At 60.5% G+C, this 14,832-nt stretch carries 13 protein-coding genes; 3 read left to right on the forward strand and 10 right to left on the reverse strand.

The window, feature by feature from the left end; genetic code table 11:
- Positions 1–2: 2 nt before the first annotated feature.
- Positions 3–1,214, reverse strand: a complete 1,212-nt coding sequence (gene zigA, locus BLU26_RS02720) for a zinc metallochaperone GTPase ZigA (protein ID WP_092283623.1) — start codon at positions 1,212–1,214, stop codon at positions 3–5.
- Between the two features lie 184 nt (positions 1,215–1,398).
- Here zigA and BLU26_RS02725 point away from each other — a divergent pair, with 184 nt between their 5' ends.
- Positions 1,399–2,367 carry an alpha/beta fold hydrolase gene (locus tag BLU26_RS02725; RefSeq protein WP_092283625.1) on the forward strand — a complete coding sequence of 323 codons (969 nt, stop codon included), beginning with the start codon at positions 1,399–1,401 and terminating at the stop codon, positions 2,365–2,367.
- A gap of 56 nt (positions 2,368–2,423) precedes the next feature.
- On the opposite strand, the gene cyoE is transcribed toward BLU26_RS02725, so the two are convergent.
- Genes cyoE through cyoA form a run of 5 tightly spaced genes read right to left on the reverse strand, consistent with a single transcriptional unit; the run spans position 2,424 to position 7,210 of the window.
- Entirely contained in the window at positions 2,424–3,314 is an 891-nt protein-coding gene (gene cyoE / locus BLU26_RS02730; RefSeq protein WP_092283627.1) for a heme o synthase, read from the reverse strand.
- Complete coding sequence (locus tag BLU26_RS02735; RefSeq protein ID WP_092283629.1) at positions 3,311–3,649, reverse strand: cytochrome o ubiquinol oxidase subunit IV; 339 nt, start codon at positions 3,647–3,649, stop codon at positions 3,311–3,313. The genes cyoE and BLU26_RS02735 overlap by 4 nt, the downstream gene beginning before the upstream one ends.
- Entirely contained in the window at positions 3,646–4,263 is a 618-nt protein-coding gene (locus tag BLU26_RS02740) for a cytochrome o ubiquinol oxidase subunit III (protein ID WP_092283631.1), read from the reverse strand. The genes BLU26_RS02735 and BLU26_RS02740 overlap by 4 nt, the downstream gene beginning before the upstream one ends.
- A gap of 3 nt (positions 4,264–4,266) precedes the next feature.
- On the reverse strand, positions 4,267–6,279 hold the full coding sequence (gene cyoB, locus BLU26_RS02745; protein ID WP_092283633.1) for a cytochrome o ubiquinol oxidase subunit I: 2,013 nt from the start codon (positions 6,277–6,279) through the stop codon (positions 4,267–4,269).
- Position 6,280: 1 nt separating this feature from the next.
- Complete coding sequence (cyoA, locus tag BLU26_RS02750) at positions 6,281–7,210, reverse strand: ubiquinol oxidase subunit II (protein WP_092288336.1); 930 nt, start codon at positions 7,208–7,210, stop codon at positions 6,281–6,283.
- Positions 7,211–7,906: 696 nt separating this feature from the next.
- On the opposite strand from cyoA, the gene BLU26_RS02755 reads away from it, so the two are divergent.
- A complete protein-coding gene (locus BLU26_RS02755) occupies positions 7,907–8,341 on the forward strand; it encodes a group II truncated hemoglobin (RefSeq protein ID WP_092283635.1) in 435 nt (144 codons plus the stop codon).
- 15 nt (positions 8,342–8,356) lie between these two features.
- Here BLU26_RS02755 and BLU26_RS02760 read toward each other — a convergent pair whose 3' ends face one another.
- The 4 genes from BLU26_RS02760 to BLU26_RS02775 form a co-directional block, all read right to left on the reverse strand.
- Entirely contained in the window at positions 8,357–8,845 is a 489-nt protein-coding gene (locus BLU26_RS02760; RefSeq protein WP_092283637.1) for a GNAT family N-acetyltransferase, read from the reverse strand.
- A 5-nt stretch (positions 8,846–8,850) separates the two neighbouring features.
- Positions 8,851–10,944 carry an ammonia-forming cytochrome c nitrite reductase subunit c552 gene (locus BLU26_RS02765; protein ID WP_172830635.1) on the reverse strand — a complete coding sequence of 698 codons (2,094 nt, stop codon included), beginning with the start codon at positions 10,942–10,944 and terminating at the stop codon, positions 8,851–8,853.
- A gap of 309 nt (positions 10,945–11,253) precedes the next feature.
- Positions 11,254–12,153, reverse strand: a complete 900-nt coding sequence (locus BLU26_RS02770) for a D-hexose-6-phosphate mutarotase (protein ID WP_092283641.1) — start codon at positions 12,151–12,153, stop codon at positions 11,254–11,256.
- Positions 12,154–12,181: 28 nt separating this feature from the next.
- A complete protein-coding gene (locus tag BLU26_RS02775) occupies positions 12,182–13,123 on the reverse strand; it encodes a GGDEF domain-containing protein (protein ID WP_092283643.1) in 942 nt (313 codons plus the stop codon).
- 311 nt (positions 13,124–13,434) lie between these two features.
- Here BLU26_RS02775 and BLU26_RS02780 point away from each other — a divergent pair, with 311 nt between their 5' ends.
- A complete protein-coding gene (locus tag BLU26_RS02780; protein ID WP_092283645.1) occupies positions 13,435–14,823 on the forward strand; it encodes a sodium:solute symporter family transporter in 1,389 nt (462 codons plus the stop codon).
- Positions 14,824–14,832: the final 9 nt, after the last annotated feature.

The following is a 14,832-nucleotide window of genomic DNA, read 5'->3' on the forward strand; positions in this document are numbered from 1 at the left end:
GGCTAGCCGCCCTGCTCTGCCGTGGTCCAGCTGCCAAAGGGATCAGGCAGTTGCTGCCAGTAGGCGGGCTCTACCTGCATTTCCTCGTCGCTGAGCAGGCAGGCGTTGAGGTCCCGATGTAGCTGCGCAGTATCGAGTTGCTGACCGATAAACACCAGTTCCTGGCGGCAATCACCGCTTTCAGGGTGCCAGTGCTGCATTATCTCGTTCACGGTCTCCGCGTCCTCAGGCCAGTGCGCCTTGTCGACAAAGCGCCACCAGCGCCCGGCTAGACCATGCCGCATCAGGCTGCCGGCCTGCGACCAGCTGCCCGCTTCGCCCCATTTGCTGGCTAACCAGAACAAGCCTTTGGAGCGCAGCAAGGTGCCGTTTTGCCAACCGGCGCTGATGAAGTTGTAAAAGCGCTGCGGGTGAAAAGGTCGCTGCGCGCGGTATACGCTAGAGGCAATGCCATATTCCTCAGTCTCCGGCACGTGTTCACCGCGCAGCTCCTGTAACCAGCCCGGCGCCTGCGCGGCGCGATCAAAGTCGAAGCGGCCGGTGTTGATTACCTCAGCCAGCGGGACCTGGCCCATCACCATCGGCAGTATGCGGGCGTGGCGGTTGAGGCTGCGCAGGATGGATTCCAGCTCTTCACGCGCGGCGCTGGAGATAAGATCGCTTTTGCTGATGAGGATCACATCGGCAAATTCAACCTGTTCCACCAGCAGATCGGTGATTGAGCGTTCGTCTTCTTCACCCAGGGTTTCACCTCGGCTGGCGAGACTCTCCGAGCGCTGGTAGTCGGTCAGGAAGTTCACGCCATCGACCACGGTGACCATGGTATCCAGCCTGGCAATGTCAGACAGTGCCTGACCCTGTTCGTCGCGAAAGGTAAAGGTTTCCGCTACCGGCAGCGGTTCAGAGATGCCGGTTGATTCAATCAGCAGATAATCAAAGCGCCCCTCCTTTGCCAGGCGCCCTACTTCCTCCAGCAGATCCTCGCGCAGGGTGCAGCAGATGCAGCCATTGCTCATTTCTACAAGCTTTTCTTCGGCACGATTGAGGCTGACATCACGCTGCACCTCAGCGCCGTCGATGTTGATCTCGCTCATGTCATTCACGATCACCGCGACCTTCAGGCCCTCACGGTTTTTCAGAATACGATTGAGCAGTGTGCTTTTGCCGGCGCCAAGAAAGCCAGACAGCACGGTTACGGGAAGACGTTCAGGCATCGGGGATAAATTCCGGTTACATTATCGATGCGCAATTATAGTTATAATATAACATTATACAAGCGCGCCGAGTGCCGCTGTTCGGCATGGTGGGTTATTCAACAGGCTGAGTTGTCTTGACCTGGCAGCGGGCGCTGCGTTAATCAGTAGCTGGATCACCTGCAAACAACAATAAGGACCACCTATGTACCGCCTGGACGACATCTCGCTTGAGCACTGGCAAGTAACCGGCCTGAGAACGCGCGTTGCCACGCTTGGCCAAGGCCCGGTTGCTCTGCTCATCCATGGCTGGCCGGAATGCTGGTATTGCTGGCGAGAGCAGATGGTGGCACTGGCCAACGCGGGCTATCGTGCCGTGGCGCCGGATATGCCCGGCTTTGGCGACACCGCGTCACTTGAGCTGATTGCCGATTACAACGTGTCGCGTATTTGCGAGTTCATGGCGGAGCTGGCCCAAATGGCAAGCGGTGATCAACCGATATTGCTGATTGGCCACGACTGGGGCGCAATCAACTGCTGGCAGTTTGTGCAGCGGCACCCTGAGCGGGTATCCCGTTTGATTAACATGAGCGTGCCGCTGCGCCCCGTCGCTGACCAGCCGCCGATTGAGTTTTTGCGTGAATACTTTGGTGACGACTTTTTTTACCAGATCTACTTTCAGGAGCCGGGCGTGGCCGAGGGCGAGTTCGATGCCGACCCCGAGGGCATTCTGCGCGCGCTTTATTGCTCGCCGGACACCCCGCGCGAGCCTCCCCTGTTGGGCCGTTCTACCAAGGAAGGCGGTGGCTGGATTGGCCGCTTGGGTAAACCGACCGAGCAGCCAAGCTGGGTGACGGATGACGCCCTGAGCTACTACATCGCGGCCTATCGCCACAGCGGCTTTGCCGGTGGCATCAATTATTACCGCAACCTGGATGAAAACTGGCGACAGATGCTGCCCTGGCGCGATAGCCAGATCAGTTGCCCGGTACTGTTCATCGTCGGCAGCCGCGATATGACCATTCAGGGCGCCAGTGAAGAGCGGCTCCGGGCGATGATGGCCCCGCGCATTCCTGATCTGCACATGGTCATGCTGGAGGGCAAGGGGCACTGGATTCAAAGCGAGGCGACTGCAGCGGTAAACGCCGCCATGCTGGATTTTCTGGCTGCCTGAGCCACATTAAACAAGAATCCCCGCACAGGGCGGGGACGCTTGTTACAGCACTGGCGCTACAGGGCCGCAAACAGCGCCTGGGTCGGCACTACGCGGAAGTCGATCGACATCATCAGGCTGAGCGCGGTGATGGCGATGATCGAGAAGCCGAACAGCTTGCGCGCCCACACCCGATCGTCCACCTCCTGCTTGTAACCGGACAGCGCGATCAGCAACCACCAGATACTCACCAACAGCGCAATCACCAGGTAGCCGTAACCGGCAAAACCGGACAGGGCCAGCATCAGCGCGGCGCCGGCAAAAGCCACGATGTACCAGACGATATGCTGTTTGGCGACTTTGATGCCCTGCTTTACCGGTAACACCGGAATGCCGGCTGCGCTGTAATCGTCAAAGCGGAAGATGGCAATCGCGTACGAATGCGGCATCTGCCACAGGCAGAAAATCAGCAGCAAGAGCGCGGCGCCGGTATCAAACTGGCCGGTCACTGCGCAGTAGCCCACCACCGGCGGCATCGCACCAGACAGGCTGCCTACCAGGGTGCCGTAGACCGAGGTGCGTTTGAGCCACAGGCTGTAGAAGCCGACATAAATGATGAAGCCGAAGGCCGCGAGCAAGGTGGCTACCGGGTTGGTAAACCACCACAAGAGCCCGAAACCGATCAGCCCCAGCAGCACGCCATGGGCCATGGCCGCCTGCAGCGAGATTTGCCCGGTGACCAGCACCCTGCCCTGCGTGCGCTGCATGTGGCGGTCAATATCGCGGTCGATGCAGTTGTTCATCACGCAGCCGCTGGCTACTACCAACGACAGCCCGATCACCGTGGCCAGCAGCAGGGTCAGATCAATCTGGCCCTGCGCCGCGAGGAAATAACCCCCGGCCACCGCAATCAGGTTGCCGAAGATGATGCCCGGCTTGGTGATCAGCAGATAGCGTTTGAGCTTCACTGGAACATCCAGGGCATCATCAGCATGTCGGCGTTGACCATGATCCAGATGGCCAGGCCCACCAGCATGATGATGATCAGCACGGTGAAAAGGAAGGCGAGCAGATTCCAGCGACCCTCGGAGGAGGTATTCATGTGCAGGAAGCACACCAGATGCACCACCACCTGCACCACGCCCATCACCAGCATGGTGATCAGCGCGACCTGCCGGCTGACGTCGCCACTCATGACCATGCCAAAGGGAATGACCGTGAGGATGACCGACAGCACGAAGCCGATGGCGTAGGACTTGTAGTTGCCGTGGCCGGCACCGGCGTCGGTATGTGCGTGACTCATGCGACTACTCCCATCAGATAGACAATGGTAAACACGCAGATCCAGACGATATCCAGAAAGTGCCAGAACAGGCTCAGGCACATCAGCCGCGTGTTGTTCTGCGGCGTCAGACCGCGAGTCTTGATCTGCGCCATCAATACCAGCATCCACACCAGGCCGGCGGTTACATGCAAGCCGTGCATGCCCACCAGGGTGAAGAAGGACGACAGAAAGGCGCTGCGGTCGGGGCCAAAGCCCTCGGCGATCAGGTGATGAAACTCGTTGATTTCCATGCCGATGAAACCGGCGCCCAGCAGGAAAGTCGCCGCTAGCCAGCCCAGCGCCTGGCTTTTGGCGCCGCGGTGCGCTGCGATCATCGAGAAGCCGTAGGTGCAGCTACTGATCAACAGCAGAAAGGTTTCGCCCAGCACATAGGGCAGCTCGAAAATGTCCTTACCGCTGGGGCCGCCAGCGGTGTGATTGACCAGCACCGCGTAGGTGGCGAAGACGCTGGCAAACAGCACACAGTCGGTCATCAGGTAGAGCCAGAATCCGAACACGGTGTTGCCACCGGCATCGTGGTCATGCGCGTGGTCATGACCGCCGGCGTGGGAGTGCATTACATCTGTTGACATGGTTTAGACCTGCCCTGCCAGAGAGTGGGAGTTGAGCGCATTACCGTGAGCTTCAAAACGCGCGTGGTGACGGTCTTCGATACGCTCGATCTCGTCCGGCTGCACGTAGTAGTCCACGTCCTGGTTGTAGCTGCGCACGATGAAGGTCGCGACCATGCCGAGGAAGCTGAGGCCGGCCATCCACCAGATGTGCCAGATCATGGCAAAGCCGAATACCGCGCCCAGCAGGCCGATGACCACGCCCGCGGCGGTGTTTTTCGGCATGTGAATGGGGCTGTAATGTTCAGGCCGCTGGTAGGCGGTGCCCTTCTCTTTCATGTCGTAGAAAGCATCGAGTGTGTGCACGGTAGGCAGCTGTGCAAAGTTGTAGAACGGCGGTGGTGAGCTGGTAGACCATTCCAGCGTACGGCCGCCCCACGGGTCGCCGGTCAGATCGCGCAGCTGCTCGCGATTCTTGAAGCTGACGATCAACTGAGCAAGCTGGAACAGAATGCCGCAGAAGATCAATGCTGCGCCGCAGAAGGCAACGATCAGATAGGGTTGCCACAGCGGGTTGTCGTAATGGTTCAGGCGGCGCGTCATGCCCATGAATCCCAGTACATAGAGCGGCATGAAGGCGACAAAGAAGCCGGTAAACCAGCACCAGAAGGCGCCCTTGCCCAGCCGCTCGTCGAGCTTGAAGCCGAAGGCCTTGGGGAACCAGAAGGTGAAGCCGGCCAGATAACCGAAGACCGCACCGCCGATGATGGTGTTGTGGAAGTGGGCAATCAGGAACAGGCTGTTGTGCAACACATAGTCGGCACCCGGCACCGCCAGCAGCACGCCGGTCATACCGCCGATGGTGAAGGTGACCATGAAGCCCAGGGTCCAGAGCACCGGTGTGGTGAAATGCACGCGGCCACGGAACATGGTGAACAGCCAGCTGAATAGCTTCACCCCGGTGGGCACCGAAATGATCATGGTGGCCACGCCGAAGAAGGCGTTCACGTTGGCCCCCGAGCCCATGGTAAAGAAGTGATGCAACCAGACCACAAAGCCCAGCAGGGTAATCGCGCCGCTGGCCCAGACCATGGAGGTATAGCCGAACAGCTTCTTGCCGGAAAAGGTCGAGATAACCTCAGAGAAGATACCGAACGCCGGCAGGATCAGGATGTACACCTCGGGGTGGCCCCAGGCCCAGAACAGGTTGATGTACATCATGGCGTTGCCGCCAAGCTCGTTGGTAAAAAAATGCATGTCGAGATAGCGATCCAGCGTCAGCAGACCCAGGGTTGCGGTCAGGATCGGGAACGAGGCGACAATCAAGATATTGGTGAAGGTACAGGCCCAGGTGAAGATCGGCATCTTCATCAGGGTCATACCGGGGGTGCGCATCTTGAACACGGTGACCAGGAAGTTGACCCCTGTGAGCAGCGTTCCCAGCCCCGATAACTGCAGGGCCCAGATGTAGTAATCCACCCCCACGCCGGGGCTGTAGCCCAGCTCGGCCAGCGGCGGATAAGCCACCCAGCCGGTACGCGCGAACTCCCCTACCCCCAGCGACACGTTGACCAGAATCGCGCCGGCGACAAACAGCCAGAAACTGAGTGAGTTGAGGAACGGAAAGGCCACGTCACGCGCGCCGATTTGCAGCGGCACGGCGATGTTCATCAAACCGACCATAAACGGCATGGCCATGAAGATAATCATGATCACGCCATGCGCGGTGAAGATCTGGTCGTAATGCTCCGGCGGCAGAAAGCCCTGTTCAGCGCCCTGCGCCATGGCCAACTGGCCGCGCATCATGATCGCGTCGGCAAAGCCGCGCAGTAGCATGATCAAGGCAACCAGAATGTACATGACGCCGATTTTCTTGTGGTCGACCGAGGTCAGCCACTCAGACCACAGGTAGCCCCATTTGCGGTAGTAGGTGAGCGCGGCAACCACGCCAAAGCCAAGCAGCGCCACCACGGCGAGGGTGACCATGATGATAGGCTCGTGAAACGGCACGGCCTCCAGAGTTAATTTGCCGAACATCTTAGTGAGACTCCTCGATACTGGCGTTCATGGGCATGCCGTGCATGTCGGCATCTGCGTGCTCGGCGTGGTGCATCGCGTGATGACCGCCGTGGGCGTACTGCATGAGAATGTGTTGATACAGCGTCGGGCTGACGCTGCCGAAATAGCGCACCGGATCCGCTGTGCTGGGCGCAGCCAGCGCCGGGTAGTTGCTCTGGTCTAGGTTGTCGCTGTTGGCTTTGACCTTGGCGATCCAGTCGGCAAAACCCTGCTCCGAGGTCGCAATGGCCTGGAACTTCATGTCCGAGAAGCCTTCACCGCTGAGGTTGGCCGAGATACCCTCAAAGCTGCCCTCGTGGTTGGCGATCAGGTGCAGCTTGGTCTGCATGCCGGCCATGGAGTAAATCTGGCTACCCAGCTGCGGGATGAAAAAGGAGTTCATGGCCGACTGTGAGGTGATCTTGAAATTCACCGGCGTATCCGTCGGGAAGGCAATTTCGTTGACCGTAGCTATGCCCTGCTCGGGGTAGATGAACAGCCACTTCCAGTCCAGCGAGACCACCTGGATTTCGATCGGCTTGACGTCAGAATCCAGTGGCCGGTACGGGTCCAGCTCGTGGGTGCTGGTCCAGGTAATGGTGCCCAGAATGGCAACGATGATGCAGGGCACCAGCCAGACCACCAGCTCAATGCGGTTGGAGTGCGCCCAGTTGGGCCGGTAAGTCGCCTTGGTATTGCCGGCGCGGTATTTCCAGGCGAACGCCAGGGTCATCACGATCACCGGAATGACCACAATCAGCATCAACAGGGTCGCTGTGATGATCAGCGACTTCTCGTCCATACCGACCTGCCCCTTGGGGTCAAGCAGTGCCATCTTGCATCCGCCCAGTATCAGCAGGGGGAGCCAGACAAGGTGTTTCAGATATCCAGTGAACTGCTCTATTTTCATGTTGCGGCCTTGTTGGATGAACTGGCGCCACGCCGACATTCCGGCAGCGGTACCGACGTGCCACCCGGGTATGGCGGGTGGTGATTAAAGCGGTGATGCCGAAACTCAGGGCGCACGAAGGCGTCCGGTTATCGCTGCGGCGAAACCGATTCATTTGCTGTTGTCGTTGTTAGTCAGCGTGGGTCGAGCTGCGCAGCTCCTTACGCGCTCGCCCTAGATCATTACGGACTGCGGCCACAGGGCCACGGGACGGTCAGATCGGGCCTGCTGCCAGCCTGCGAAGGCGTGGCAAGCTCAGGTATCCTTGTGGCTGAAACGCCAGCCACCCTGACTCAAGGCGCAAATATTACAAAATATTTCAGAGTGTTTCGCAAATGCAAAGCGGCTCTAATCAGCGGGTTTGGCTTACGCAACGCGGCCAGTTGACGGTTGCGGATCATCCGCGAAGGTTCTGCGGGCTGGCTGAAAGCCCGCGCCGTTGCTGGGCTGCCCAGCGCTTTCTGGTGAGCCGCCGGGAGGTTTTTGTCGCACTGCGTACGTGCGACCTTGTGTCGCGTTCGTGTCGCGCGCTTTCACCCATTTGCTTGACCCATGTCATACTTTTTTGGCGCGGACGGTGTTACAGCTGCTCACGGCGCGAGCAAGGGTCCCGTTCGGACTACTGCAAGCGGTAGCGATCAGTCATCGAGGATAATCATGAGCCAGACCCATACGCCGATGTTCGGCACAGCGGATGCGTCCTACCAGGCGGCCGGTGAACTGACGGGCATTCGTCAGTTGGTTGAGGATTTTTACCGCATCATGGACAGCTGGGATGGCGCGGCTAACGTCCGGGCCATGCACAAGGCCGATCTCAGTGCGTCGGAGGACAAACTGGTGTGTTTTCTGTCGGGTTGGTTGGGCGGGCCGCGGTTGTATCAGGAGCGCTACGGCTTGATCAGCATTCCCGCCTTCCACGCGCAGTGGCCGATTGACGCTGCGGCGCGCGATGCCTGGCTGGGCTGCATGCAGCAGGCGATTGATCGCCAGCCGTACAGTGCCGAGTTCAAGCGCTACCTGTTTGCGCAGCTGAGCATTCCCGCCAATCGCGTGGTGCAGGCAAGCCAGGCACGGCAGCAGGCCGCGCAGTAACTTACCTCCCGTGGGTCAGAGTGGTTTTTCCCAGAACATGGCATTGCCCATCTTCGGATCAAGCCCGTAGGGCGCGAAACCCAGCGCGCGATAGGCAGCCTGCGCCAGGGTGTTGCCCTGCAGCACCTCGAGTGTCAGCTTGCCGCAACCGCGCTTGCGGGCCAGCTCGGCGACCGCTTCCAGCATCAGGCGGCTGGCACCCTCGCCACGCGACTCGCTGGCCACGATCACATCATGAATATTCAGTAGCGGGCGGCAATCGAATGTAGAAAACCCTTCAAAACAATTGACCAAGCCAATGTATTTATTGTCTTTTACTGCGAAAACGCCAAAATAATTTTCCCGTCGCGCAAGCGCATCTGGCAAGTCTTTGCGCACCTGTTGGCTGAGTGGCTCGCCGCCGCCCATGGGGTCCATTGCGTAACAATCAAGCAAATCCACCACCGCCGTGCGGTGGTCGGGCTTGCTGAGATCGACTGCCACTATCTGTATATCGATACTCATATAACCTACTCCGGGCTGCTCTGTAGCTGTGCTTTGAGGGTGGTCAATTGTTGGTTGCCGGGTGCCAGCGCAAGACCTTGGTTTATCACCGCAATGGCTTTCTCACGCTGGCCCGCGGAGTTGAGCGCCACGGCGAAGACGTAGCGATAACGTTGATTGTCTGGCTGCAACTCTAGCGCCCTTGCAAGCGGCACCATTGCCTGCTGCAGCTGCTTCTGGCGTACCTGCAGCAGACCCAGGCTGAAATGCAGCGCGGCGGCCTGCGGGATGCGCTCCAAGGCTTCGGTCAGCAGCCGTTCGCCGTCCGGGTCGCGCAATGAGGCGCGGTAAAGATCCGCGAGGTTAACGTAGGCCGCTTCAAAATACGGATCGAGCAGCAGCGCCCGCTCATACGCCTGTTCCGCCAGCGCCAACTGGTTGCGGCTCTGATAGTAAACGGCGAGGTTAAGCTGCGCAGATGGGTTGTCTGCATTGGCGTGCTGCGCGGCGAGGTATTCGTCCAGCGCCTGCTCCAGGCTGGCGCGTTTGTCCGCCGGAACCTGATCTGGCGGAATATCCAACAGCTGTCCTGCCGCTTCAATGCGTACGGTGCGCACCGGGTCACTCAGCAGGGGCGAGACCATCTGCCAGCGGGTGATGGGCGACAGTTGTGCCACGGCGTTGAGCGCCCCAAGCCGCAGTTGCGGATCGGGGTCGCGCAGCGCCATGACGACATCACCGATCACCTCTGGCTGCGGCCAGCTCTGCAACAGGCTGGCAGCGGTGGCGCGGGCGATTACCGGCTGGCTTTGATTGGTCAGCAAGGCGAGCAGGTCATCCGGCGACTGCTGCGAACCGTTGCGTGCATCGTGCAGGGTCTGCGCAAACTGCTGATGGCCCTGCGGTACATGGCCGTACCATTGCTGCACATGATCGGCGGCCCACTGTGCGCTCTGGTCTTGGTGGCAGCTGTTGCACGCGTTGGGTACACCCAGGCTCAGGGTTTGATCAGGGCGCGGTATGCGCAGGCTGTGGTCGCGCCGTGGGTCGACGCCCATGTAGGTGGTTGCCGGCATGTGGCAATCCACGCATTGCGAGCCAGCCGAGGTTGCATGGAAGTGGTGCTTGGGCGTCTGATATTGATCCGCCGCATGGCATTGCAGGCACACGCCGTTACCTGGCGCGCGCAGCTCCAGGCTATGCGGGTCGTGGCAATCGCTACAGGTAACGCCCGCCGCATACATCTTGCTCTGCACAAAAGAGCCGTGCACAAAGACCTCATCCTGAATTTGGCCATCGGCGTGATACAGCCCCTGGTCGAGATTCGACAGCAGGAAGCTTTCTACCAGTTGTTGCGCGGGAGTGTTGTCATCAAAGATCTGCGCGCGCCGCGAGTGGCAGGCGGCGCAGGCCTGAATTTCGGTTTCGGTGGTTTTCGCCACACTGCGCTCAGGTTGTCCAGTCTGTGGGTTGTGTTGCCAGATGGCTTCACGGCGTTCGTCAAAGTTCAGCGTGAGGCCTTTCTTGCCGAGTAGCTCAGGACTTATATCCTGCGGGTCAGCGGCCCATTTCAGGTGCAGGGAGCCGGGGCCGTGGCAGGACTCACAGGCTACATCGATATCGTCCCATTGCGTGTCGTAGCTGTTGCTTGCCGGATCATAATTGCGCTGCAGGTTGGTGGAGTGACACTCGGCACAGGTCAGGTTCCAGTTGAAGTTGCGCCCGGTCCAGTGAAACGCCTTGTCCGGCTCATCACCGTTGAATTCAGGGTTCAGCTGAAACCAGCGCTGACCGCCCTCCTCCTTCGGCCGTGCGTCCCAAGCGACGCTGAAAGCCTGATAACGTCCGCCGGGTAACGCCAGCAGGTATTGCTGCAGCGGGAAGACGCCAAAGGTGTAGCGCGCGAGGTAATCGTGATACTGGCCCTGATCATCAGCGGTATTGACCATGAAGTCGCCATCGCGACGAAAGAACCTGGTGGTTACGCCGCCGAACTCAAACACCACATCGTCGAAATCACCCAAGACGGTGCTCTCGGTGCTCTCCTGCATGGCCAGATCATGGTGCGAGCCGGTGAAACGTTCGGCCTGCTCGGCGTGACAGCCGACGCAGTTTTCCATGCCGACAAACTCTGCAGTCGCGAACGCTGTTTCTGGCGGCGTTACAGGCGCTGATTTTTCTGCTGTTGCGACCGCCGTCGGTGGCGGGTTGTCAGGCGCGGCAACCGGCGCTGGACGAGCAGCGGGTGCCGCTGGCTGCTGGGACCACCACCAGCCAGCGACCGCCAGCATCAGCAGTAGCACTGCCAACGCCAGGGACCATAGGCCTTTGCGGCTGGTTTTTGCGGGTGTGGGCGGCGCATCGCCTGCCCCAGATTGTTTCGGGTTTTTGTTGTGCTGCTTGCTGCGCATCGATAACGGCCTTGTTTTTTACTGAACGGAGTCCTGCGTGATAACGCGTGCAGCTGCCGGGTTTGCGGGGCGAATCCGCGTGCCCAGCGTGTGGCTTTCGCCGGGTTGCAGCAGTCGGGCATCTGGCCCCGCATTGGCCGCTTCGATGCAGAGCATGCCGAGATAACCGTTAGCCGGAAACTCGCTCAAGCGCAGGCTTTTAGCCTGCCACGGGTTCCATACCACGACCGATTCACTGCCTTGGCGTTCTACCACCACCGGGTGCGCGGCATCGTGCAGTTGCACTGCGGCGGAAGTGCCGTAATAGATGCGGTCCAACTCGCCGGTAAACTCGATGTCGCCAGCCTGCGTTTTGTGCGTCCAGTCATCCAGCGCGTCGATATAGGCAGCACCGTCCAAACCGCTGATGCGGGCCTGCTGAATCGCCGTGACGGGCAAATAGGTATGCAGGGCCTGGCTCAGCTTCATCGGCTGCTCGCCAAGGTTACGGGTAGTCAGCTGCACCTCGATTGCCGCGCCAAGACGATATTCGACATGTACCTGCCAAGGCTCGCCGGGCAGTTGCTCGGCGATGCAGTCAGCGGGTAGCTCGAAGCGCAGATAGACGCCCTCTGCGTCCTGTTCTGCCGCGCTGAGCTGCCACGGCGCGCGGCGCGCTATCCCGTGGGCGCTCTGTGGTCGATCGCCACCAAACCAGGGCCAGCACAGCGGGATGCCGCCGCGCAGCGATTTGCCCGGTAGTTGCGGGTCGTCCGGGCTGACCCACAGCATCGGCGCCTGGCCGCTGGGTGTGCATTGCAGCAGGTGTGCGCCTTCGAGTGCGATGCGCGCGCTCACCGCAGGATGGGCGATGTCGATAAACGCCTTGCCGGCTTGTTTGCGGGAGTGGCGTATACAATCAGGCAGTACAAGCGTCATGGCAGCGGATCCGTCCAAAAAACCGAGGTTAACACGCAGGCGGTGAAAGTAGTTCGACGCAATTGCGCCGCAGACCTTTTGCTTGATAGGCAGCCCTGTCTGCCTGCGACATAAGCTGTTCCAGGCTGGTACGGCCGTTATCTGAGACGGTTACCCCAAAACTGCAGGTAACCCCGATGCTGACTCCCAGATACTCAGTACTCAGCTGTTCGATGGCCTGGCGCAAGCGTTCGGCCATCTGGCAGGCGGCGCTGGCATCGGCGCCCGGCAGCAGCAGCGCAAACTCCTCACCGCCGATGCGCGCCAGTATGTCGCCAGCGCGAACCTGGTCGCTGGCTACCCTGGCAAGTTGCTGCAGCACCAGGTCACCGGCGGCGTGCCCATGGCGATCGTTGATGCTTTTGAAGTGGTCGGCATCAAACACGATCAGCGCCAGCGAATGCCCCAGGCGCTGGGCTTGATCAATCGCGCGCTGGCCGGCGGCGATAAACGCTCGGCGATTGCACAGGCCGGTCAGTTCATCCTGATGGGCCAGCTCCTCGGCCAGTCGCTTGGCGGCCTTCAGCTCGGCCTGGGCGTCTTTCAGTTCGGAGATGTCGGTAGCGATTTCGATACGTACCATCCGGCCATCCGGCCATCGAATCGCCTGATCGCGACATTGGTACCAGCGCTGGGTCACCGTATTGCGAAACTCCCAGATGTGTACGCTGGCCGCTGTGCCATCGGCGTTGAGCAAGCGGTTGTTAGTACAAAAGCTGCAAGGCCCGGTCTGCCCCTGCTGCAGTACCTCCCAACATTTTCGTTTGTTCGGTACGCCCCAGTGTTGCCGCCCGTAGGCGTTGAGAAAGATCAGCTCGTGCGTCTGCATGTCGGAGACGTAAACCAGTGCATCAAGGCTGTCGAGCACGGTGTTTACGGCCTCCTGGCCAATCGCTTCGGACTCTTCACCTGGGGTAACGTTGAATGGCATCGGGCACCTGACGCTGCTGGGGTGGCATGGCGTGGCTCAACGCTCAAAGGGCGCTGCGCTGCGCGCATTACATTTCCGTATTATCGGCCATGCAAACGGCCAGCTTAAAGTCAGATTTTAGTCGACTGCATGCGCCTGCTCGCTGTTATATGACATTATGTTGCCGCTTTACAGCTAATCAATTCCCAATCAATTCGTCGCCAGGGGAGTTCTGCCAGAGTCACGCTCTGCGCAGAGCTGAGAATCCGCTGCTCTAGCGAGCGCCAAACCCTGGAACCTGATCCGGATAATACCGGCGGAGGAAGCGCGACATGTGGTATCTCAGTTTGGCTGCCGTAGCGGCAGCGTTGTTGTTGTTTGTCTGGGTCGGCCTCCAGGCGCGTCAACCTGATAGCGGCATGGACGATTACATTACCGCGCGTAACAGCCAAGGCGCTCAGGCGCTGGGGCTGTCGTTTCTGGCCTCCGGCATGGGTGGCTGGATTCTCTTTGCCCCACCCGAGGTGGGCGCGCTGGTCGGCCCTATCGCGCTGGCCGGCTATGCGGTCGGCGCGGCCCTGCCCTTTATCGTCTTTGCCTTTTGCGGGCCGGCGATTCGCCGCGCGCTGCCGGAAGGTCGTAGCATTGGCGAGTTTGCGCAGGCCTGCTTCGGCACCGGCGTGCGCCGTTGGGTGGCGCTCATCTCCCTGCTGTACATGAGCTGTTTTCTGATTGCCGAGCTGACCGCCATTGGCGCCATTACCGGCATGCTGTCGGCGCTCAACCCGGCCGTGGTGATCGTCGGGGTCGCTGTAGCTACGCTGATCTACACCGTCTGGGGTGGCTTGCGGGCCAGTCTGGTGACCGACCGCTGGCAGGCCTGGCTGCTGCTTGGCTTGTTGTTGCTGGTGGGTGGCGTGGCCTTGCAGCGCTTGCCACATATCGATACCGCCACCGCGCTACCCGGCATACCGGCCGGCGCTGCCCTGGGGGTTGCGCTGACGCTGGTGATCGCCGTGACCGCAGCCAACCTGTTCCATCAAGGCTATTGGCAACGGGTATGGGCGGCCGAGGACGGCCGCGCGCTGGGTAAGGGAGCCATGCTGGGCGGCGTTACCACCGTGCTGGTGGTGGCGGTCGTCGGTGGCCTGGCCATACTCACGGCCATGAGCGGCGCGGATATTGGCTCGCCGCCTATCCCGTTCTTTGCCATGCTCAAGGACGCGCCCTCTTGGTTGAGCCTCCCTGCCCTGCTGTTGGCGATGACGCTGGTGGCCTCTTCGGTGGATACCCTGCAGAACGCGATTGCCTCGCTGGCGGTCACTGAAAAACAGGGGCTCAGCCTGCCAGCTGCGCGCTGGTTTACCGTGTTGTTGATGGTACCGGTGGTGGTCATCGCGCTGCAGGGCATTTCAGTACTGCGACTGTTCCTGATTGCGGACCTGCTGTGCGCTACCGCGGTGGTTCCGGTGCTCCTCGGGCTGTGGTCGCGGATGACGCCGGGCGCGGCCATCGCCGGTGCGCTGGCGGGCTTGCTGGGCGCGGTTCTGCCCGGCTGGTTCAGCAGCGGCAGCGCGCTACAGGGCATCCTGATGGCCAGCTTCCCCGGCGGTGTGCCCAGCCTTGGTCCGTTCGCTGGTGCGTTGGCGGCCTCGGCGCTGGTCAGTGTGGCGGTGGCTCTGCTGGGGCCGCGCCGGCAGCCGGCGCGTGGTCAGGCGTAGCGGCCTGCC

It is taken from the genome of Halopseudomonas sabulinigri, from assembly GCF_900105255.1.
Lineage (GTDB): Bacteria > Pseudomonadota > Gammaproteobacteria > Pseudomonadales > Pseudomonadaceae > Halopseudomonas > Halopseudomonas sabulinigri.